Genomic DNA, 22,507 nt, shown 5'->3' on the forward strand with positions numbered 1-22,507 from the left:
CAGCCCTTTTTATTATTTTAAAAAGAAATTATTGAGCAATTAATTCATAAGTGTATGCTCTTGGGCTACTTAAATTAAGTTTTACCAAATAAGTACCGGCAACACCAACAGAAAGATTAGCTCCATCTTGTGACATAGCAGCAGGATCTCCTCCGTAATTAATGGTCCAAGCATCATTAGCTCTGAATTTAAATTCTCCAGCACTTAATGCTACTATACCTTCCCACATTTGGGTAGTTGCATTGTAAGTCAAAGGAGTACTTGCATCCCAACCACCTGGAGTTGCAGCACCAATAATTCCCCAATTGGTTAATTCTGTAGAATAAGTTAAGGCTTCTGTATCCGCTTTAACTCTATAGTAACCAGCCGGTGATGTACAATCAGACTCTCCTTGTTCAACTAAAACACCAGAGAAAGAACCATCATCGCCCCAATCTGTATTTCCCCAATTGAAAGCACCAGAAGCATCAGGAGCTAAAAACTTATAACCTCCATCTAACCAAATATAACCTTCATAATCTGTTTCACCAAATCCTGAAGAAGCTAATTTTGGTGCTGTTGGTGGATTCCAACCTTGGTGGTTTCCAGGTACAGCGATTGTTGGTAAATCAGTACTGAATGCAGTAACAAAAATAGTTAACGTATTCGAAATTCTTTCTTGAGTTTCAGTAGTTCCAGTAGTAGCTTTTACTCTAATATCTAAACCACCCTCTGTGAAAGGAGTTAAACCGGCAGCCACAGCAGCCCCATTTAATTCTAACACATTCCAAGTTACATTTGTATTTGTTGTAGAAGCGGCAACAACCGGTTCAGCGAAATCAGTACCAGCAGCTGCAAATTCAACTACATATTGAATTTCAGTAGGTGTTCCATAATCAGCAGCAGACCAAGTTAAAGTAATACTTGGATTTGTTTGTAAATTTGGATCTAAAACTATGTTTGTTCCAGCATCCGGTGTAACTATTACAAAATCCCCTGATGGATCAAGGATTTGGAAGTTTTCTTCGTCTTCACAAGACATAAGTCCAGCAAAAGCGATAAAAGCGAATAAAAATTTGAATGTATTTTTCATTTTTAAATAATTTTTAAATTGATATGATTAATAACCAGGGTTTTGAGTTAAATTTGGATTAACAGCTAAACTTTGAGATGGAAGAGGGTATACTTTTAAGTTACCTGAAATTGAAATTCCATTAGAACCATTTCCTTTCCAAGCCCAATTATAGTTTCCGCCAGTATATCTGTTGAAACGGATTAAGTCTTGTCTTCTGTGAGATTCCCAATGTAATTCTCTTAATCTTTCATCTAAAATAAATTGAAGAGAAACTTGAGATACAGACACATTAGCTGATTCATTACCAAAGGCTCTTTCTCTTAAATCATTGATATAATCAACTGATTGTTGTGTAGCTATTCCTGTTTGATCTAAAGAACTATTCGTAGCACCGGAATTTCTCATTTGAGCTTCCGCTAACATTAAATAAACGTCTGCTAATCTAAATAATGGAAAATCCGTATCAACAAAAGTCAAATCTGAACCCTGACCACCGTTTGAAGTTCTGTTAGAAAATTTAGTGATTACAAAACCTGAATCTCTATCAGAAATAGAACCAATTTCAGCCGAACGATTTGCTTTAATTAATGTATTACGTGAATCACCATTATAAATAGCATCTTCAAATTTACTTGCAAATTGTTTTCTAACTCGTAAAGCTCCACCCCAACCTCCGGCACCAACACCAAGAGATACACCGTTTTGTTCAATCGAACCTACTTCACCATTAATCATAACTGTTGTTGGTCCGTAATTTTTAGTATATTGACCATCAGAAATTAAAGGAAAAATGATTTCATTTCTAGCACTATTTGTGTCACTGTCTGACATAAAATTATAAAGATAATTAGGTGCTAATGAATATCCTCCACCAATGATGTTATTACATTGAGCAATACATTCCGTATATTTTGGAGTTCCAATATAAACCTCAGCATTTAAATACATTTTAGCTAAAATCATCCAAGCAACCGCTTTGTCTGCTCTTCCATGTTCATTAGTTCTCGGAGCTTTTAAATCAGCTTCGATTGCTGTCAATTCTTCTTCTAAAAATGCAAATAACTGAGCTCTGTCATATTGAGGACCAGCTGTAAAACCAGGTAAATCTTCTTCTGTTAAGAAAGGAGCTTTTCCATATAAATCCATCAAGTGGTAATAGGCCAATGCTCTCAACAATCTAGCTTCTGCTCTAAAAGTAGGTATTTCAGCTCTAACGGCTTCTCCAACTCCTCTAGTATCTAATTTAGCATCTGTTGTTTGTCTCAAATATTCATTTGCAAAAGAAACCTGTACCATAGCTCTACCGAACATCCCACGTACAATTGGGTTTTCAGCTGACCAAATATTACGTTGAATTTCTCTAACACCCGGGTCATTTTCATATGACCAAACTGCTTCGTCTGCCGCCAATACTTGCATATACCATAAGGTTCTACCATATTGACTGGTTCCTGCATCTAATCCTTCAATAAAAGAAGAACCAGGACCACTTGTTCCAGTTAAGGATAAATTTGAATAAACCCCCGCCAAACCTTGTTTATAAGAGGCATCCGTTGTGTAGAAGTCATCCGTAAGGAACAAATTGTCATCTTGCGGAGTAACATTCAAATCATCAGTACACGCTCCTAAGAAAAGAAGTACTGAGAATGCGGTTAATAATTTAATTTTTGTTTTCATAGTTTTTTTTAAAATTTAATGTTGGCACCAAATAATATTGTTCTTGGTCTTGGGTAAATGGTGTTGTCAATTCCACCAAAAACTTCAGGATCTAAACCACTATATTCTGTGATTACAAATACATTTTGCATACCGGTACTTAAACGTAAAGTAGCTTTATCATTAAAGATTTTAGAAAAAGTATACCCTAACGTAATGTTGTCCATTTTTAAGAAAGAAGCATTTTCAATATAATAATCAGAATATAAAACGTCTGATGTAGTATTGAAATTAGAATCTAACACAGCCGTTGGTAAATTCGCTACAACCTGCGTACTTTCAATGTTATCATACTGAGCATTACCTGCATTCACTGCATTGTATAAATGGTTACCAATACTTGCTCTCAAGTTAAATGAAAAATCAAAATTTTTGTAACTCATATTAGAGGCAAAACCTAAGACTGCTTCCGGATCCGGATTTTTATAGATATATCTATCAGCTGCAGTAATTATACCATCTCGATTAATATCAGCATATGCTCCTTCGATAGGTGTACCGGCAGTATCATAAAGTTGTTTGTAAACAAAGAATGAATAAGGTGTATATCCTTCTGAATGAACTTGAATAGTTCCTCCTGTACCTGAACCAACTCCACCAACTTCGATATCAATACCGGCAGCTAGTTTATCAATATTAGTATTAAAATGGGCAGCATTAAAATTCACATCCCAATTAAAACCATCTCCTTGATAAAGAGAGGCATTAATAGCGAACTCAACCCCTTGAGAAGTAAATGCACCAATATTTTGTGATCCAACGTTACTAAAGTTTGAACCATCCGGCACTGGAGCTCTTGCCAATAAGTCATCTGATTGTTTGTAGAAAAAGTCTAAAGCTCCTGTAATTCTGTTGTTCCAGAACCCGTAATCGATACCCACGTTATAAGTTGTTGTTTCTTCCCATTTCAAATCAGGGTTTGTATAGTTCGGGAATCCCGGAACAATAGGTTGTCCACCAAACATATAATCATTACCCGGCTGACCTGTCGACATAGTAGATAAATAATCAAATCTACTCGCTCCTAAGTCTTGTTGACCTGTAATACCCCAACCTGCTCTTAATTTTAAATCAGAAAAAGTTTTAGAATCTTTCAAGAATGATTCATCTTTCATTTTCCATGCAATAGCAGCAGCCGGGAAATTACCCCAACGATTGTCTTCAGAGAATCTAGAAGTACCGTCTCTTCTGTATGACAAGGTAACTAAATATTTCTCATTAAAAGTTAAATTAGCTCTACCAAAAAAACCAATTAAAACAACATCAGTTTCCGTGTAGTAATTATTTTGATTCCCTGCATCATTATATCTTCTGTAATCTTTTGAACTGAAACTTGAACCGGTAAACTTTTGATAAGAATAACCACCTGTTACTTCAGCTCTGAAATTTTCTAATGATTTACTGTATACTAAATAGGCATCTAACAATGTATTCTCTCTTTCACTGGTAAATTCAGTATAGCTACCATTGGTTAAGATTGCTTCCGTATTTCCATTACGTTGACCATCAGGACTTTCTTTAGACAACTCATTTGAGCCGCTACCTTTACTTTTATCCCATCCAACATTTACTACCGCTCTCATATCTTCGAAGAAATGTAATTTGTAGTCCAATTCGAAATTTCCAAAAATACGATTTACCTCTGTAATGTTCTTTCTTTGTAATAAAGCAGCCACCGGGTTACGGTTTACACCATTTAAAGCAAGACCATTTGCATCAGTATACTGAAAGAAACCACCATAAGCAGAATTTGAATCATAAACAGGTTTTGTAGGATCAAAACGAATTGCACCACCTTCTACACCATCTGCAAACCTGTTATTTTCATTCGATAAGTTAGCATTTAATTTTAATTTTAAATGATCTTCAAAGAAATTTGGGTTCATTGCTAAATTAGCCGAATTTCTGTTATATGAACTGGTTAAACGAAGACCTTCCTGATACGTATTACCTACAGATAAACGAGTTGGGATTTTTTTGAATAATGAACCCTTCACTGTTAACGTATTTTCAACTAAATCAGTTCTTCTGTAAATTTCATCTTGCCAATCGGTATCATAATAAATTTTTTCACCAGGATTGTTGGGATCATCTACACCTAATCTGTTTAAAAACTGTGGTCTGTTTGCTTCCACCATTTTATAATAATCTTCTCCAGAGAAAACATCCACCTTATTTGCTACTTCACCTGAGCCATATTGAAAATTATATTCAACTGCTAATTCTTTTCCGCCTTTTTTAGTAGTAATAATAATCACCCCATTAGATGCACGAGAACCGTAAATAGCCGTTGCAGAAGCATCTTTTAATACGGTAAAACTCTCGATGTCATTTGGATTGATAGATGCTAATACAGAAGTTGCACCTCCGGCTACTTCACCAATTGGCAAACCATCAATTACTATCAACGGATCGTTAGAAGCACCTAATGAGGAACCACCACGAATTCTAATAGCAGATCCTGAGCCCGGCTGTCCACTAGTGTTAATAGTCACCCCGGCAACTCTACCATTTAATAGGTTTTCCGCCGTTACGTTAGCACCTTTGTTAAAATCTTTTGTAGTTACTTGAACTACAGAACCTGTTGCATCTTTTTTCTTAACAGTTCCGTAACCAACTAAAACTACTTCTTCCAGTTTTGCTGATTCTTCTTCTAAAGAAACATCGATTGATTTTTGTGAAGTATACGTCACATCTACTGGCTTGAATCCTACGTAAGAGAATTCAATCACATCGCCACTTTTTACATTTGACAGCGAATACTTCCCGTCAAAATCAGTTGTAGCACCTTTAGTGGTGCCTTTAATAATTACATTTACTCCCGGCATTGGTTGAGCTGATCCTTTGTCAGTCACAACCCCGCTTACTGTGCTCTGAGCCAGCACGCTAAGGGGCAGTAGAAGCAATAAAAATAACAACTTTTTAGAAATTGTTTTCATACAGTTTGTTTAGGTTAAAAATTGTGTTTTGAGCTTATATTTTTTACTTCGAGGTATAAAATTAAGGAAATTTTATGATGTTTTGAACAAAGACCTATTAAATAGGCTCCGAAAACGTTTTCGTGTTGAAAACTTTTACAATATTCGCTATTTTAAGGTCAAAAATTCCGATTCTAAAAAAATAAAATTATCTTTATTCACAAATTACTAATGACTTAAATACAACATGAAAAGAAAAGTTACTTTAAAACAAATTGCTAAGGAATTAGATGTATCCATTTCAACCGTTTCAAAATCACTTAAAGACAGTTCTGAAATTAGCGAAGATACCCGTCAAAAAGTACAAGCTTTTGCCAAGTTATACAACTACAAGCCCAACAATATCGCCTTAAGTTTAAAAAACAAGAAAACGAAAACAATCGGAATTATCATTCCGGAAATTGTACATCATTTTTTTGCAACCGTAATTAGTGGTGTTGAAAATGTTGCGAATGAACATGGCTATAACGTTATCGTTTGTTTATCAGACGAATCTTTTGACAAAGAGGTCATTAACATGGAAATGCTGGCCAATGGAAGCATTGACGGCTTTATCATGTCTTTGTCCAAAGAAACTCAGCAAAAGAAAGATTTTCATCATATCTCAGAGGTTATTAATCAGGGTATGCCGGTGGTTATGTTTGATCGAGTTACCAACGATATTCTCTGTGACAAAGTCATTATTGATGATAATTCAGCTGCTTTTCAAGCCGTTCAAGCCTTAATTGAAAAGGGGGCAAAAAAAATAGCTCTTATTACAACCGTTGATTATGTGAGTGTAGGGAAATTGCGAACAGATGGCTATATAAAAGCCTTAAAAGCAAATGATATCAAAGTTGATGACAATTTAATATTAAAAATAGAAGACATTGACAATTGTGATGAAGTAATAGAAAACTTAGTTAACAACCAAAGCATTGATGCCATTTTTGCCGTAAATGAACTTTTTGCCGTAACCGCAATAAAGGCCGCTCTTAAAAAAGGAATAAAAATTCCGGAAGAGTTATCTATAATTGGATTTACCGATGGAATCATCTCCAAATACTCCACTCCAAGCATCACTACTGTGGGTCAAAACGGAATAAAAATGGGCGGAAAAGCAGCCAAAATGCTTATCGAAAGATTAGAGAGTGAAGACGAAGATGATGAGCACTACAGAACGGAAGTTATCGAAACTCATTTAGTTGAACGAGAATCTACGCCAACGTTATAGTTCACGCAAACCATTGATTTTATTGACTTTCAAAATTTTAACTACAAAAGATAACTTTCAAAATTTTTTATAAAAAATAATTTCGCTTTAAAAAAAAACTATATTTGTAATTAATTATCAAGACTTATATTTTTTACTTCGAACCCATAAGTTTTGATAAGCAGTATAGCTTATCGTAATATTAATTAACAATTACGATAATGAAAAAACCCAAATTAAGTTTTTGGCAAATTTGGAATTTGAGCTTTGGATTTCTAGGAGTTCAAATAGGTTACTCTCTACAGAATGGTAATACCAGTAGAATTTTAGAAGCTTTAGGTGCAGATGTTCACAGCATCGGCTTTTTTTGGCTTGCAGCTCCTTTAGCCGGTCTATTTGTACAACCCATCATTGGATTATCAAGTGATAAAACTTGGACTAGATTAGGAAGACGTGTTCCATTTATTTTAGGCGGTGCAATTATTTCGGCCTTAGCAATGTATTTTATGCCTAATGCAGAATACTTTACTGATTTACTCCCTGCTTTAGCATTTGGTGCCATCATGTTACTTTTGATGGACACTTCTTTTAATGTAACCATGCAACCTTTTAGAGCCCTAGTGGGCGATATGGTTGACGATGATCAGAAAAATTTGGGCTATTCAGTTCAAAGTGCTTTGATAAATTTTGGGGCTGTTTTCGGCTCATTGTTACCATACATTCTCTCAAAATTGAATGTGGCTAATATACCTGCCGAAGGTGAAAAAGTTGCCGATTCGGTTGTTTGGTCATTTTATATTGGAGGAACAATTTTATTATTAAGTGTGTTATGGACAGTTTATAAAACGAAAGAATATCCTCCAAAAGAACATGCTGAATATAATAATATTGATTTGGAAGCCAATGAAAACAAACCCAAAGCAAGTATTTGGAGTTTAATTCCTAATGCACCGAAGATTTTTTGGCAATTAGGTATTGTGCAATTCTTTTCTTGGTTTTCTTTATTCTTGATGTGGGTTTACACAACAAGAGCTATAGCAAATCAAGTTTGGGGAGATGAGGCATTAGATCCTAAATCTGTTGCGTTTAACGATGCTGGAAACTGGACTGGAGTAATGTTTGCCTTTTATAGTGGTATCGCTGCTGTTTTTGCATTTTTAATTCCATCCTTAGCAAAAAAATATGGTCGGAAAAATGTGTATAGTTTCTCCTTAATAATGGGTGGACTTGGGTTAGCTTCCATTTTCTTTGTACACGACAAAACAATACTTTTAGTCTCTATGATTGGAGTTGGAATGGCTTGGGCATCAATTTTAGCTATTCCTTATGCGATGCTTTCAAGTTCTTTACCCGCTGAAAAAATGGGAGTTTACATGGGCTTATTCAATGCAACCATCACCCTTCCTCAAATAGCAGCCGGACTTATTGGCGGAAGTATTATTGCTCTTTTTGACAATTCACCGGTGGCTATCATCGTCATATCCGGAATGTCCATGATTCTTGCAGGATTATCAGTTTATTTGGTAAAAGAAAAATCCTCAGTAAACTAATTATTCTACCATGAATCAAAAATGTTTTATTTTCGATCTAGATGGTGTTATAGTTGACACTGCTAAATACCATTTTTTAGCTTGGCAAAAATTGGCTCAACAACTTGGGATTGATTTTACCCCTGAACACAATGAACAATTAAAAGGAGTGAGTCGTGTTCGCTCACTCGATATTATCCTTTCTTTAGGAAATTTCGAGGCTAGCCAAGAAGACAAAAACAAATGGCTTGTTCAAAAAAATGAAGACTATTTATCCTATTTAGTAAATATGGATGAAAGTGAAATTTTGCCGGGTGTAATCCCTGTATTGGCTTTTCTAAAAGAAAAAAATCAAAAAATTGTTTTGGGCTCAGCCAGTAAAAATGCTAAACCAATTCTAGAAAAAGCAAAAATTATAGATTTTTTTGATGCTGTTGTTGATGGCAACGATGTTTCAAATGCCAAGCCGGATCCTGAGGTTTTTCTTCAAGGAGCCAAAAAAGTTAATTTCCCCCCGGAAAAATGTATTGTTTTTGAAGATTCCGTTGCCGGAATACAAGCCGCAAATATCGGCGGAATGACAAGTGTGGGAATTGGGGATGAAGCCGTTTTAAATGAAGCAGATTATGTGTTTCCGGATTTTACCCATATCGATTTAAATTTTATAGAAAACCTAGTGAATAAATAAAAAATGAACCAAGATTATATCATACCAGATAACTGGTCGATTATAGAAGAAGGATTTGAGCAAGACCTGGTTAAGTCTTCTGAAAGTTTGTTCAGCATTGGAAACGGTGCGATGGGACAACGTGCGAATTTTGAAGAACATTATTCCGGGAAAACATTCCAAGGAAGTTATATTGGCGGAATTTACTATCCCGATAAAACAAAAGTGGGTTGGTGGAAAAACGGTTATCCGGAATATTTTGCCAAAGTATTGAACGCTCCCAATTGGATTGGAATCAATATCGAAATTAACGGTGAAAATTTAGATTTAGCCAAATGTGTAGCCGTGAAAAATTTCCGCAGAGAATTAAATATGAAAGAAGGATGGTATCATCGTTCTTTTACAGCAACCCTTCAAAACGGAACTGAAATTGAGGTGCAAGTGCGTCGTTTTCTTTCTATTGATTTGGATGAAGTAGGTGTAATTAATTATGAAATAACTGCTTTAAATCAAGCCGCAAAAATTGTATTTAAACCTTATTTGGATGCAGGAGTTCATAACGAAGATGCCAACTGGGAAGAAAAATTCTGGGAACCATTGGATGTTAAAAACAATGGCAATGAAGCTTATGTAACCGCAAGAACGTTCAAAACGCATTTTACGGCAACTACTTTCATGCAAAATACAATTTTGGTTGATGGTATATCTGTAAATGCTTCGCCTTTCAATGTTGCGTCTTCCAATGAAACCATAGAATTTTCATATGAAGTATCTATTTCCAAAAATCAATCGGCTACAATTCAAAAAATAGGCGGATACACGGTTTCCATGAATCATGAAAACACACAAATAGCTGCTCAAAAAGCAATTGCTGCTGCCTTAAAAATAGGTTACGACAAATTACTTGAAAATCAAATCAAAGCTTGGGCAAAAATTTGGGAAATGAGTGATATTACTATTGATGGCGATGTAAAAGCTCAACAAGGAATCCGTTTCAATATTTTCCAATTAAATCAAACTTATTTAGGAAAAGATTCTCGCTTAAATATTGGTCCGAAAGGATTTACCGGCGAAAAATATGGCGGTTCAACCTATTGGGATACGGAAGCCTATTGTATTCCATTTTACATGGCTACCAAAGACCAACAAGTGGCTCGAAACCTATTGACGTATCGCTATAATCAATTGGATAAAGCCATTGAAAATGCAAGTAAATTAGGTTTCAAAAATGGAGCTGCTTTGTATCCTATGGTTACCATGAATGGTGAGGAATGTCACAATGAATGGGAAATTACATTTGAAGAAATTCACCGAAACGGAGCCATTGCTTTTGCTATTTTTAACTATTATCGTTTCACTGGTGATTACAGCTACATTCCAGAAAAAGGACTGGAAGTACTCATCGGAATTGCCCGTTTTTGGCATCAAAGAGCCACCTACTCTACGCACAAAAATCAATTTGTGATTTTAGGTGTCACCGGACCAAATGAATACGAAAACAACGTCAATAATAATTTCTACACGAATTATATTGCGAAATGGTGTATTGATTATACAGTGGAACAAATCAATAAAATTGAAAAAGAATATACTTCGGATTATACCCGAATTTTAAATAAAGTAAAACTTTCTCAGTCAGAAATTAATCATTGGAAAGAAGTAGCCGACAACATGTATTTTCCCTATTCAGAAGAACATGATGTTTACTTACAACAAGATGGTTTCTTAGATAAAGAATTAGTAAAAGTTTCTGATTTAGATAAAAGTCAGCGACCAATCAACCAAAAATGGTCATGGGATCGAATTTTACGTTCGCCTTACATCAAACAAGCCGATACTTTACAGGGATTTTATTTCTTTGAAGATCATTTCAGTAAAGCACAATTGGAAAAACATTTCGATTTTTATGAGCCCTTTACGGTTCATGAAAGCTCACTTTCTCCTTGTGTTCATTCAATCCAAGCTGCCGGTTTAGGCAGAATGGAACAAGCTTATACTTTCTACTTACGAACTTCTCGTTTGGATTTAGATGATTATAATAAAGAAGTACACGAAGGTTTACACATTACTTCAATGGCAGGAACTTGGATGAGTATCGTAGAAGGTTTTGGCGGTATGCGGGTGAAAAATAGCACCTTACATTTTGAACCAAAAATACCAACGCAATGGAAAGGGTATTCCTTTAAAATTAATTTCAGAAATCAAGTTTTAGAAGTTTCTGTTCGTCCGAATGAAACAAAATTATCGTTGGAAGGTGATAAAGAAATTATAGTTTTTGTTAATGGAAAAGAAATTTTAGTGGAGCCAAATAGTTTGGTAACCGTATAATAAACTCTCGCAAAGACGCTAAGTCGCAAAAGTATTGCTTGGCGTCTCTGCGACTTTGCGAGATAAAACAATCAATCATGAAAAAAATTTCATTACTCTTGTTTTGTCTCGCATTTTCATTTTTAACCGCTCAAGTCAATCGAATTGAACCACCCAATTGGTGGGTAGGATTTAAAAATGAGAACCTGCAATTGTTAGTGCATCATCCCAATATTGGAACTACTATTCCAAAAATTTCATATCCGGGTGTATCAATTATCAAAGTTAATCAAGCTAAAAGTCCAAATTATCTGTTTATTGATATCACAATTGACAAATCCGCTAAACCAGGTACATTCAATATTGTTTTTGAACCTGAAAAGGGTAAAAAAATAATCCAATCCTATGAGTTAAAAGCAAAATCAAAACCATCTGAAGACTTTATTGGTTTTAACAGTTCTGATGTTATTTACCTCATCACGCCTGATCGTTTTGCCAATGGAAATGATGCCAATGATGTGGTGAAAACCATGAAAGAAACAACACTTGACAGAACACAAAACTACAAACGACATGGTGGCGATTTACAAGGCATCACCAATCATGTTGATTACATCAAAAATTTAGGTTTTACGGCTGTTTGGCCTACTCCGGTTTTAACCAACGACATGAAGGGTGGCTCCTATCACGGTTATGCTATGACCGATTTTTATCAAGTAGATCCCCGATTTGGAACATTGAATGATTATAAAAATCTAGCTGATAAACTAAATCAAAACGGCATGAAACTCATCATGGACCAAGTCGCTAATCATTGCGGAAGCGAACATTGGTGGATGAAAGATTTGCCTTTTGGTGATTGGGTAAATTACCAAGAATTATTTGAAAAAGAAAAAAAATTCATCACTTCCAATCACAGAAGAACCACAAATCAAGATTTATACGCTTCCGAAAAAGACAAAAAGGAAATGACTGATGGTTGGTTTGTCTCTTCCATGCCCGATTTGAATCAACGTAATCCGTTTTTAGCAAAATATATCATTCAAAACAGCATTTGGTGGATTGAAACATTACATTTAGGCGGTATTCGTCAAGATACCTATCCTTATTCTGACAAGGCTTTTATGGCTAATTGGACAGGAGAAATTATGGCTGAATACCCTAATTTCAATATTGTGGGAGAAGAATGGACTTCAAATCCTTTGTTAATTGGTTATTGGCAAAGAGGTGCAAATAACAAAGATGGTTATCAATCCAATTTGCGTTCGACGATGGATTTTGCCATGCAAACCATCATTCCGCAAGCCATTAAAGAACCTGAAAGTTGGGATAAAGGATTAGCTAAAATTTACGAAGGATTAGCTAACGATTTTCATTATGCTTCGCCAAAGGACTTGATGATTTTTCCGGACAATCACGATATGGATCGAATTTTTACCCAATTAAATGAAAACATTGAGAATACCAAAATGGCTTTGGCAACTTATTTGGTTTTGCCAAGAATTCCACAGATGTATTACGGAACGGAAATACTCATGCAAAATACGGCTAAACCGGGTGACCACGGATTAATCAGAACCGATTTCCCGGGAGGTTGGAAAGGCGATAAAGTAAATGCTTTTACAGGCGAAGGACTTTCTGTCGAGCAAAAAGACATGCAAAATTATTTGACTAAAATTTTGAATTACCGTAAAAGCAGCAAAGCCATTCACGAAGGAAAAACCACGCATTTTGCACCCAATAAAGGAGTTTATACCTTATTCAGAATGTTGAATGATGAAACTGTTGTTTACATTCTAAACAAAAATGATTCTGTAACAATTGACCTTTCCACTTTTTCTGAAATAGGTTTAGAAGGCAAAAAAGTGAAAAACATCGTAACAGGAGAGGAATTTATTTGGAATAAAGAATTGATTTTAAACAAAAAAGGAGCATATCTTTTTACCACAAAATTGAATTAACGAATGAAAAAACTCTTTTTACTATTATTAATTTCCTCTTTTGGATTTGCACAAAATGTTAATCGGAAATACATCTCTCATCAGTTGAATGAAAACGTTTTGGAAATAAAAACTTCCGATGGAATGTATTTGATTCAATCCTATACTGATCAAATTATAGAAACTTCCTTTGTTCCAAACGGAGAAAAATTCAACACAAATTCGCATGCGGTTGTTTTAAAACCCAATCGAAATTCAATACAACTCAAAGAATCAGCAGATTTTTTAGAAATTAAAACAAAAACTTTAGAAATTCAAATTGCAAAATCACCTTTTCAAATTTCTTATTATAAAAAAGGCGAATTGTTACTTTCTGAAAAAGCAGGTTATTTGAAACGCAAACACGAACCGTTAGAACGAGTCAAAGGAAATATCGTTTATGATTCCACCGAAGTGATTCAATTTAACCTCAATGCAACCGAAAAATTGTATGGTGGTGGAGCAAGAGTTTTAGGCATGGACCGACGTGGTAACCGATTAGCTCTTTACAACAGAGCTGATTATGGTTACGAAACCCGTTCGGAATTGATGAATTTCACTCTTCCAATCGTCCTTTCTTCCCAAAAATACATGGTTCATTTTGACAATGCTCCGATTGGTTATTTGGATTTAGACAGTAAAAAAGAGAATATTTTAGAATACGAAACTATTTCCGGTCGTAAAACCTATCAAGTGATTGTGGGTGATTCGTGGGAAGATTTAGTTTCTAATTATACTTCATTAACCGGTAAGCAACCGTTACCACCACGTTGGGCGTTAGGTAATTTCTCCTCTCGTTTTGGTTATCATTCTGAAGCTGAAGCCAGACGAACCATTCAAAAATTTCAGGACGAAAAAATCCCGGTTGATGCCATTATTTTAGATTTATATTGGTTTGGGAAAGAAGTGCAAGGCACCATGGGTAATCTGGAAATTTTCAGAGACAGCTTTCCAACTTTTGAAAAAATGGTGGCTGACTTCAATAAAATGGGGATCAAAACTATTCCGATTACGGAACCCTTTGTTTTGACTACTTCCAAAAAATGGCAGGAAGCCGTTGATAAAAAAGTCTTGGCAACCGATTCAAACGGAAAACCCTTTACGTACGATTTCTATTTTGGAAACACCGGAATCATTGACATTTTCAATCCCCAAGGTAAAAATTGGTTTTGGGACATTTATAAAGACTTGGCGAACAAAGGCGTAGGTGGCGTTTGGGGCGATTTAGGCGAACCAGAAGTTTTTCCAGCAGCCGCCCGAACTTTTGGAGGAACTGCGGATGAAGTACACAATATTTACGGCCACAATTGGGCAAAATTAGTTTTTGAAGGGTATCAGAATGATTTCCCAAACATTCGTCCTTTTATTTTAATGCGTTCAGGTTATTCAGGTTCGCAACGTTATGGAATGATTCCGTGGAGTGGCGATGTGAACAGAACGTGGGGCGGATTGTCCGGTCAAGTCGAAATCTCGTTGCAAATGGGTATGCAAGGCTTGGCCTATATGCATTCCGATTTAGGTGGATTTGCCGGTGCAAATTTAGATGATGAATTATATGTGCGTTGGTTGCAATACGGCGTTTTCAATCCGATATTCCGTCCGCATGCACAATCAGATGTGGCTTCTGAACCAATTTTTAGAAGTGATTGGGCAAAAAATTTAGCAAAACAAGCGATTGAATTGCGTTATCAACTGCTTCCTTATAATTACAATTTAGCTTTTGAAAATTCGCAATCCGGAAAACCATTGATGCGGCCTTTGTTTTTTGAAGAACCGAACAATGAACTACTTCTCACCAAATCCGATGGTTATTTATGGGGAAAAGATTTTCTGATTTATCCGATTATGGAAGCAAAGCAAAAAGAGAAAGAAGTCTATTTCCCAAAAAATGCTACTTGGTTTGATTTTTACAGTCAGGAAAAATACGAAGGCGGTACTTCTCAAAAAGTAAGCATAGTAGAAAATCATATCCCAACATTTGTTCGTGGCGGAAGTTTTATTCCGATGTCAAATTTGGTTCAAACTACTGAACGCTATAATGCCAACACTATGAGTTTTCATTATTTCTTAGATAAAAAAACAACAACCAATAGCAACCAATTTTATTTTGATGATGGTGCCACTGTTAACGCTTTTGAAAAAGAAACGTATGAAATCATCAAGCTACATGCACAAAACGAAAGTAAAAAAACACAAATTGAAATCGAGCGAGAAGCCGGTAAAAACTACCAAACAGCCTTTAAAATTTGTACTTTTATCATTCACAATGTAGAAACAAAACCTAAAAAAGTTCAGTTTAATGGTAAAAAAACAAAATTTACCTATGATGAAAAAACCAAAACACTAACTGTTGGCATCACCTATTTTGGTGACCAAAAAGAAAAAATTGAAATTCTATTCCGATGAAAAAAATACTACTACTCTTTTTAGCACTCATAAGTTTGACCAATTGTTCTACCAAAAAACAAGCGATGACTACTGAAACTCCTTTTGTTTGGGAAGGTGCCAATTTATACTTTCTCTTAATTGACCGTTTTAATAACGGCAACCCTGAAAATGACAAGATTATTCCGCGTGACAAAGAAACGGGCGTACTTCGCAATTTTATGAGAGGTGATATCAAAGGAATCACGCAAAAAATTGAGGAAGGTTATTTTACCGATTTGGGGATTAATGCCATTTGGATGACCCCTGTAGTGGAACAAATTCATGGAGCTGTAAACGAAGGCACCGGAAACACTTATGGCTTTCATGGCTATTGGACAAAAGATTGGACAGCCATCGACCCAAGTTATGGAACTCGTAAAGATTTAGCCGAATTGGTTGAAAAAGCACATGCCAAAGGCATCCGAATTGTCTTGGATGCTGTAATCAATCACACGGGACCGGTGACTGAATTAGACCCTGCTTATCCCGAAAGTTGGGTACGTGTTGGTCCGAAATGCACCTATGATTCTTATCAAAATTACATTGATTGTACGTTGGTTGAAAATCTACCGGATGTAAAAACCGAAAGTAATGAAAATGTAGAATTACCTCCAATGTTGGTTGAAAAATGGAAGAAAGAAGGTCGTTATGAGCAAGAAGTTGCTGAATTAGATGCCTTTTTTAAACGAACCGGTTATCCACGAGCTCCGAAATATTATATCATGAAATGGTTGGCAGATTACATCACCGATTTCGGGATTGATGGTTATCGTGTAGATACCGTTAAACATACCACCGAAGATGTTTGGGCTGATTTTTCAAAAGTATGCAAAGATGCTTTTGCTCAATTCAAAAAAGATAATCCTAAAAAAGTGTTAGATGCGAATGAATTCTTTTTAGTGGGCGAGGTCTACGGTTATGGAATCAGTGGCAAGCAACTCTATAATTTTGGCGATAAAAAAGTAAATTATTTTGAAAACGGTTTTGTTTCCCTCATCAATTTTGATTTTAAAGGCGATGCCAATAAACCGTATGAAGAAACTTTCTCCAACTATTCAACCCTTTTAAATTCTGATTTGAAAGGATTGAGTGTGACGAATTACGTCACTTCCCACGACGATGGTTGGCCATTTGACAAAAAAAGAGAAAGAACGTTTGAAGCCGGAACCAAATTATTATTAGCCCCCGGAATTTCACAGGTTTATTATGGCGACGAAACTGCTCGTTCGTTAGAAATTGCCGGAACTGAAGGCGATGCAACCTTACGTTCATTTATGAATTGGGAAGACATTAAAACCAATACAAACACCAAAAACGTCTTGACCCATTTTCAAAAAATTGGTCAGTTTAGAAAAAACCATCCGGCTGTGGGTGCGGGAATTCATAAAGAACTTTCTAAAGCTCCATTTTATACGTTTAGCAGAACATTTACGAAAGGAGATTATACTGACCAAGTAGTTATTGGTTTGGAATTACCATTTGGAAAAAAAGAAATCAATGTCTCAGGTGTTTTTGAAGACGGAACGGAAGTTCATGATGCTTTTTCAGGAATTTCAACTATTGTAAAAGATGGAAAAGTGATGATTGATAGTCAGATGGGGATTGTATTGTTAGAAAGAAAGTAGCATAACGGCAATACCTATTTCATAAGCGTTTATAATCGATTGGATTGTAAACGCTTTTGTTTTTCATAAATGAAATTGATACTAATTGGTTCTTCATGGGTACCACAACTATAACGATGATATGACCTTGACATGACGATGATATGGATTAAACACCTACTAAAAGGTAGTTGTCCAAAAGCTAACTAACGACTGCTTGAATTTGACGCATTTTGACCGGTTTTGAACCCTTTTGACTGCATTTGAATGGGTTTGACGATTTTTTTGGGATTTACAAGGGTTTTGTTCGAGAGTTGTTCGGGATTTGTTCGAACGGGCTTCGGAAAAAGGGGGTGTTTTCCGAACAAATGTGCAATTGGTACGGAACAAAACTCAAAAAGGGAGCAAAAACCAGTTTCACATTGAGTTTAAGAAAAACGTTCCAATGAAAAGCTAATGTTTCCCTACTTTGCAGAATATAATTTAAAGATGAATGAAATTTTAATATATTTGGTTAAAGAGAAAAAATTTGGTGATGAAAAATTTAGTGATTTATATATTATTTTTTCTTCTTACAGGATGTGGAAGTTCTCGTATAGATAAAAAGACAAATGAAAACATTAATAATATAGTTGAAAACGAAAGGGTCATCATGACTTTTAAGATTTACGAAAATGACATGAAATTCATGAGTGAAAAGTATAATATTGAATATAATAAACCAAAAATTCAAGATGTTACATCAATTAAGCTTTTTTATGAAATGTGTGTCAATGATATTCATTTAGAACTAAAAAATAGTTTGATTTTAAAAGAAAGAGAAAAGGTATTGTCTAAATGGATAGATAATAGAAATTATAACCCAAAGTTACATTTTGTATTTGAAAACGAAAAAGAAATTTCTCCAAGTTTAAGTTTTTTAAAAGCAATGGATTTTTATAAAAGTGATGATTTAAGGGTATACTTAAATAAATTTAAAAAAGAAATTATTAAATTGTACATATCAAATCAAAATCCTGATATAAATCCTTGCATAGAAAATGAAGGACATTCTAATTGGAAAATTTGGGAGAATGATTCTTTAAATGAGATTCGATTAAATTGATTTACCAAAGATCGATAGCTAACCACTTGCCTAAAGTGTTCTTATGAAATTCTCATTAATTATAGGACAGAAATTAGAAAGTAATTTTTAGAATAAATACTTTTCCTCCCCACCATACGTTTATAATCCATACAAGGTTTATCAACGCTTTCTTTTCAAGGTGATTTGAGCCAAGTTTTATTCCTATATTTGAAATTTAAATCTAAAACCTACCCTGAATGATTTTTGAAAGAACCATTTATTTTAAAACACTTCTTTCAACACTACTCCTACTGGTTTTTACCGGTTTTTTTGTGGGTTGCACCACCTACAAAACTCAAATGGGAAGTCAAGCTACCTCGTTTTACGATAATCAATCTATTGATACCACTTCCATTGTTTATTCTGTTTTTCTTACCGGAAATGCGGCCAATCAATTAAATGATGGTGCTACTCCTTCCCTATCCAATTTTAAAAAAAGAGTAGGAACCGCTTCAAAAAACAGTACGGTTCTTTTTTTAGGTGATAATATTTTTCCATTACATGGTTTTGGAGAAAATAGAACGAAAGCAGAAGAAAAAATCAGTAAACATCTAGAACTAACCCACAATTTCAAGGGAAAAGTATTTTTTTTACCGGGCGAAATGGATTGGAAAAACGGTATTCCCGGAATTTTAGCTCAAGAAGATTTTATTACCAACTACAAAAAAAAGACCGGTCAATTAATTCCTCCAAAAGCATGTGGTCTTGAATTTATTTCTTTGAGCGACGACATGGAACTCGTTGCCATCGATTCTCAATGGTTTAAAGAAGATTGGGATAATCATCCTGAAATCAACAAAGGCTGTTCTATTAAAACAAGGGAACAATTAATAGAAGAACTTGATAATCATCTACTCGAAAACCAAGAAAAAACGATTTTGTTGGCTCTGCATCATCCGCTTGTTAGCAATGGTGTATATGGAGGTCAATATTCTTTAAAACAACAACTTTATCCATTCGATAATGCGGTTCCTTTGCCGATTGCCGGTAGCTTTGTCAATTTATTCAGAAAAGCGAGTGGTTATAACACGGAAGATATTCAAAACATTCGTTATAGTGAAATGGCTAACCAAATTAAATCAATTGTTCAAAAATACAATCATGTGGTGGTTATATCAGGCCATGAACAAAATTTACAATATATTTTTAAAGACGGCATTCAACAAATCATCAGTGGTTCAGGTGCTAATTTTACACCGGCAAGAGCCGTAAACCCAAAAGATTTCAGCTATGGCGGTTATGGTTATGCCGTTTTGGACTTGTATGCAAACGGGGCTTCTACTATTTCCTATTTTACCACTTCAAATCGAAAAGAGGTATTACTTTTTAAACAAAAATTGAGGGAACCAATTGTAGAAGATAAAAAACAAACATATCCTAAACAAGTTGAGAATGAAGTCAAAAAATCAATTTTCGGAAGACCGGTAAGTCAAAAAAGTGCCGTATATGAATACCTCTGGGGTAAACATTATAAAAATTATTACAGCCAAATTATTACGTCAAAAACCACACTGCTCGACACGTTGTTTGGTGGTTTAAAACCGATTGGATTAGACAATGAAAGTTCAAACAGTTCTCTTATTTTAAGCGATAAAAAAGGAAAAGAATATGTAATGACCCCTTTAGAAAAAGATGCTGCCTCTTTTTTTAAATCACTTGCTTATAAAAATCAAAACTTTAAAACTCAATCCGGTAATGAAGTTACAGAAGATTTTTTAAGAGATTATTTTACAACCATTCACCCTTTTGTCCCATTGGTAATCCCGGAGTTATCAAAAGCTATAGGCTTACGCACAACAGAACCCAAACTGTACTTTTTGCCAAAACAAAACAAATTAGAGGTCTACAATAAGGATTTTGGAGGTGCCTTTTACTATATTTCAGAAAAACCTCAAACCGCTTTTAAAAACAATAATGAATTTGGAGATGCAATTTCAATTATTACCACTGATGAAATGCTACACCTTATTCGTACTGATAAAAATCATGTAGTAGATCAAGAAAATTATATTCGGGCTCGCCTGTTTGATATGCTTTTAGGTGATTGGGACAGAGAGGCAAACAAATGGCAATGGGGCGTTTATGTAGAAAAAAACAAAACCATTTATCGTCCAATTTCTACACAACGTGATCAGGCATTTGCCAAATATGACGGTGCTTTTTTAAGTCTATTAAAAAGTATTCCGGCAATGGGTCAAATGCATTCATATCGTTATAATCTTAAAAACATCAAAGACTTCAATCAGCAAGCCTATGCGTTAGATTTAGCCTTATTAGCTGATGCCGATGAAAAAAGCTGGCTTAAACAAGCTGAATTCATTCAACAAAATCTTTCTAATGATTTAATCAATCAAGCATTTTTGCAACTGCCTTATGAATTGCAGGATGAAACTACTTCTAAAATAAAGCTTCATTTTAGAAATCGTTTAAAAAAGCTAAACCAGACGGCTAAGGAATATCATAAACTACTTGAGAAAAAAGCAATAGTGGTGGGCACTCAAAAAAATGATGTCATCGTAATCACCCGCTTATCAAAAGGAAGAACTGTGGTTGTGGTTTATAACGGATTAAAGACCCCCGCTAACATTGTATTTGAAAAGACTTTTTATAAAAAAAATACCAAGGAAATTTGGTTATTTGGATTAGAAGGAAACGACGAATTCAGTATTGAAGGAAAAGAAAACAATAACATTAAAATTCGTTTAATTGGTGGTTTAAATCAGGATTCGTATGTTGTTGAATATGGTAAAAAGATAAAAATTTATGACTTTTATGCCAATAACAAAACAATAACTGTGGACAAAAAAACAACAGTTTTGCTTTCAAATAATTATGAAACAAATACGTACAATTATAAAAAACCAAAATTCAATACTTTTTCCGGTGTTCCTTTAATGGGTTTCAACCCGGATGATGGTTTGCGATTAGGAGCCCGATTTGATTTTGTTCAACATGGTTTTTTAGGCAATCCTTATTCGCAAAAACATAGTTTATTGGCTAATTATTATTTTGCAACAAGCGGTTATGAATTTACCTATTCCGGTATCGTAAAAAAAGCATTTGGTAATTTTGACCTCGTTATTGATGCTGCAACAACCAGTTCCAATTTTTCGCAAAACTTTTTTGGTTATGGCAACGAAACTATTTCCCTGGAAGACGAATTAGGAATGGATTACAACCGAGTGAAAATGGCTTCATTTAAAGTAAATCCCGGTTTGGTATGGTTAAAAAATCTTGGATCGACTGTAATTGCCCGGTTGAATTTAGAATCGTATCAAGTTGAAAATACTCCCGAACGGTATATTTCAGAAAGTGGACTAGATTCCCGCATTTTTGATTTTCAAAATTTTGCCGGAATTGGATTTGAATATGCCTTTAAGAATTATGACAATCCTTTTTTACCTTCGCTAGGGTTAGGATTTCAGGCTATCGGAAAATGGAATGTAAATGTCTCCGATTTTTCCAGACAAGTTCCGTCCTTAGAAACGTCATTAAATTTAGTTTATAAATTGACTCCAGATGGACAATGGCTTTTTGAAACAACCTTAAAAGGGAAATCAATTTTCAATAATTCGTACGAGTTTTATCAAGCGGCTTCATTGGGTGGAGATACTGATTTGAGAGGATTTAGAGGTAACCGTTTTACAGGGAAATCAGCCTATTATCAAGGTTCAGATTTACGTTATTTTATTGGTCAAATCAAAAATCCTTTTGCTCCTATGAATTACGGTGCATTTATAGGTTTTGATTATGGACGTGTTTGGTTTCCGTCTGAAAGTTCTACAAAATGGCATCAATCCACCGGATTTGGCTTTTGGATTAACAGCAGTAATGTAATTTCGTCAACGGTTTCCTATTTTCATTCGAGTGATGGCGGTAGATTATCATTTGGGATGAAGTTTAATTTTTGATCTGTAAATAATCCTGC

12 protein-coding genes are annotated in these 22,507 nt (G+C 34.9%); 9 read left to right on the forward strand and 3 right to left on the reverse strand.

Features of this window, described 5'->3' with window-relative positions; all coding sequences use genetic code 11:
• Positions 1 to 28: 28 nt before the first annotated feature.
• The 3 genes from C0512_RS02510 to C0512_RS02520 are packed head-to-tail and all read right to left on the reverse strand — an operon-like array spanning position 29 to position 5,709.
• Positions 29 to 1,072, reverse strand: a complete 1,044-nt coding sequence (locus C0512_RS02510; protein WP_290858615.1) for a SusE domain-containing protein — start codon at positions 1,070 to 1,072, stop codon at positions 29 to 31.
• Between the two features lie 27 nt (positions 1,073 to 1,099).
• The gene (locus C0512_RS02515; RefSeq protein WP_290858616.1) at positions 1,100 to 2,731 is read right to left on the reverse strand and encodes a RagB/SusD family nutrient uptake outer membrane protein; all 1,632 of its coding nucleotides are present in this window, start codon (positions 2,729 to 2,731) and stop codon (positions 1,100 to 1,102) included.
• An 8-nt stretch (positions 2,732 to 2,739) separates the two neighbouring features.
• The gene (locus C0512_RS02520) at positions 2,740 to 5,709 is read right to left on the reverse strand and encodes a TonB-dependent receptor (RefSeq protein WP_290858617.1); all 2,970 of its coding nucleotides are present in this window, start codon (positions 5,707 to 5,709) and stop codon (positions 2,740 to 2,742) included.
• 226 nt (positions 5,710 to 5,935) lie between these two features.
• Between C0512_RS02520 and C0512_RS02525 the strand changes: the two genes are divergently transcribed.
• The 9 genes from C0512_RS02525 (at position 5,936) to C0512_RS02565 (ending at position 22,490) form a co-directional block, all read left to right on the forward strand.
• The gene (locus C0512_RS02525; RefSeq protein WP_290858619.1) at positions 5,936 to 6,961 is read left to right on the forward strand and encodes a LacI family DNA-binding transcriptional regulator; all 1,026 of its coding nucleotides are present in this window, start codon (positions 5,936 to 5,938) and stop codon (positions 6,959 to 6,961) included.
• Positions 6,962 to 7,161: 200 nt separating this feature from the next.
• Complete coding sequence (locus tag C0512_RS02530; protein ID WP_290858621.1) at positions 7,162 to 8,490, forward strand: SLC45 family MFS transporter; 1,329 nt, start codon at positions 7,162 to 7,164, stop codon at positions 8,488 to 8,490.
• A 10-nt stretch (positions 8,491 to 8,500) separates the two neighbouring features.
• Positions 8,501 to 9,157, forward strand: coding sequence for a beta-phosphoglucomutase (pgmB, locus tag C0512_RS02535; protein WP_290858623.1), 657 nt, complete (start codon positions 8,501 to 8,503; stop codon positions 9,155 to 9,157).
• 3 nt (positions 9,158 to 9,160) lie between these two features.
• Positions 9,161 to 11,464, forward strand: coding sequence for a glycoside hydrolase family 65 protein (locus C0512_RS02540; RefSeq protein WP_290858625.1), 2,304 nt, complete (start codon positions 9,161 to 9,163; stop codon positions 11,462 to 11,464).
• A 77-nt stretch (positions 11,465 to 11,541) separates the two neighbouring features.
• A complete protein-coding gene (locus tag C0512_RS02545) occupies positions 11,542 to 13,404 on the forward strand; it encodes a glycoside hydrolase family 13 protein (protein ID WP_290858626.1) in 1,863 nt (620 codons plus the stop codon).
• A 3-nt stretch (positions 13,405 to 13,407) separates the two neighbouring features.
• On the forward strand, positions 13,408 to 15,828 hold the full coding sequence (locus C0512_RS02550) for a TIM-barrel domain-containing protein (protein WP_290858627.1): 2,421 nt from the start codon (positions 13,408 to 13,410) through the stop codon (positions 15,826 to 15,828).
• Positions 15,825 to 17,474, forward strand: coding sequence for an alpha-amylase family glycosyl hydrolase (locus tag C0512_RS02555; protein ID WP_290858628.1), 1,650 nt, complete (start codon positions 15,825 to 15,827; stop codon positions 17,472 to 17,474). The genes C0512_RS02550 and C0512_RS02555 overlap by 4 nt, the downstream gene beginning before the upstream one ends.
• A 514-nt stretch (positions 17,475 to 17,988) precedes the next feature.
• A complete protein-coding gene (locus tag C0512_RS02560) occupies positions 17,989 to 18,558 on the forward strand; it encodes a hypothetical protein (RefSeq protein WP_290858629.1) in 570 nt (189 codons plus the stop codon).
• Between the two features lie 218 nt (positions 18,559 to 18,776).
• Positions 18,777 to 22,490 (forward strand): metallophosphoesterase, encoded by a 3,714-nt coding sequence (locus tag C0512_RS02565; protein WP_290858631.1) that lies wholly within the window; start codon positions 18,777 to 18,779, stop codon positions 22,488 to 22,490.
• Positions 22,491 to 22,507 lie beyond the last annotated feature (17 nt).

The sequence above is a fragment of the Flavobacterium sp. genome, assembly GCF_013822155.1.
In the GTDB taxonomy this organism is placed as follows: Bacteria; Bacteroidota; Bacteroidia; order Flavobacteriales; family Flavobacteriaceae; genus Flavobacterium.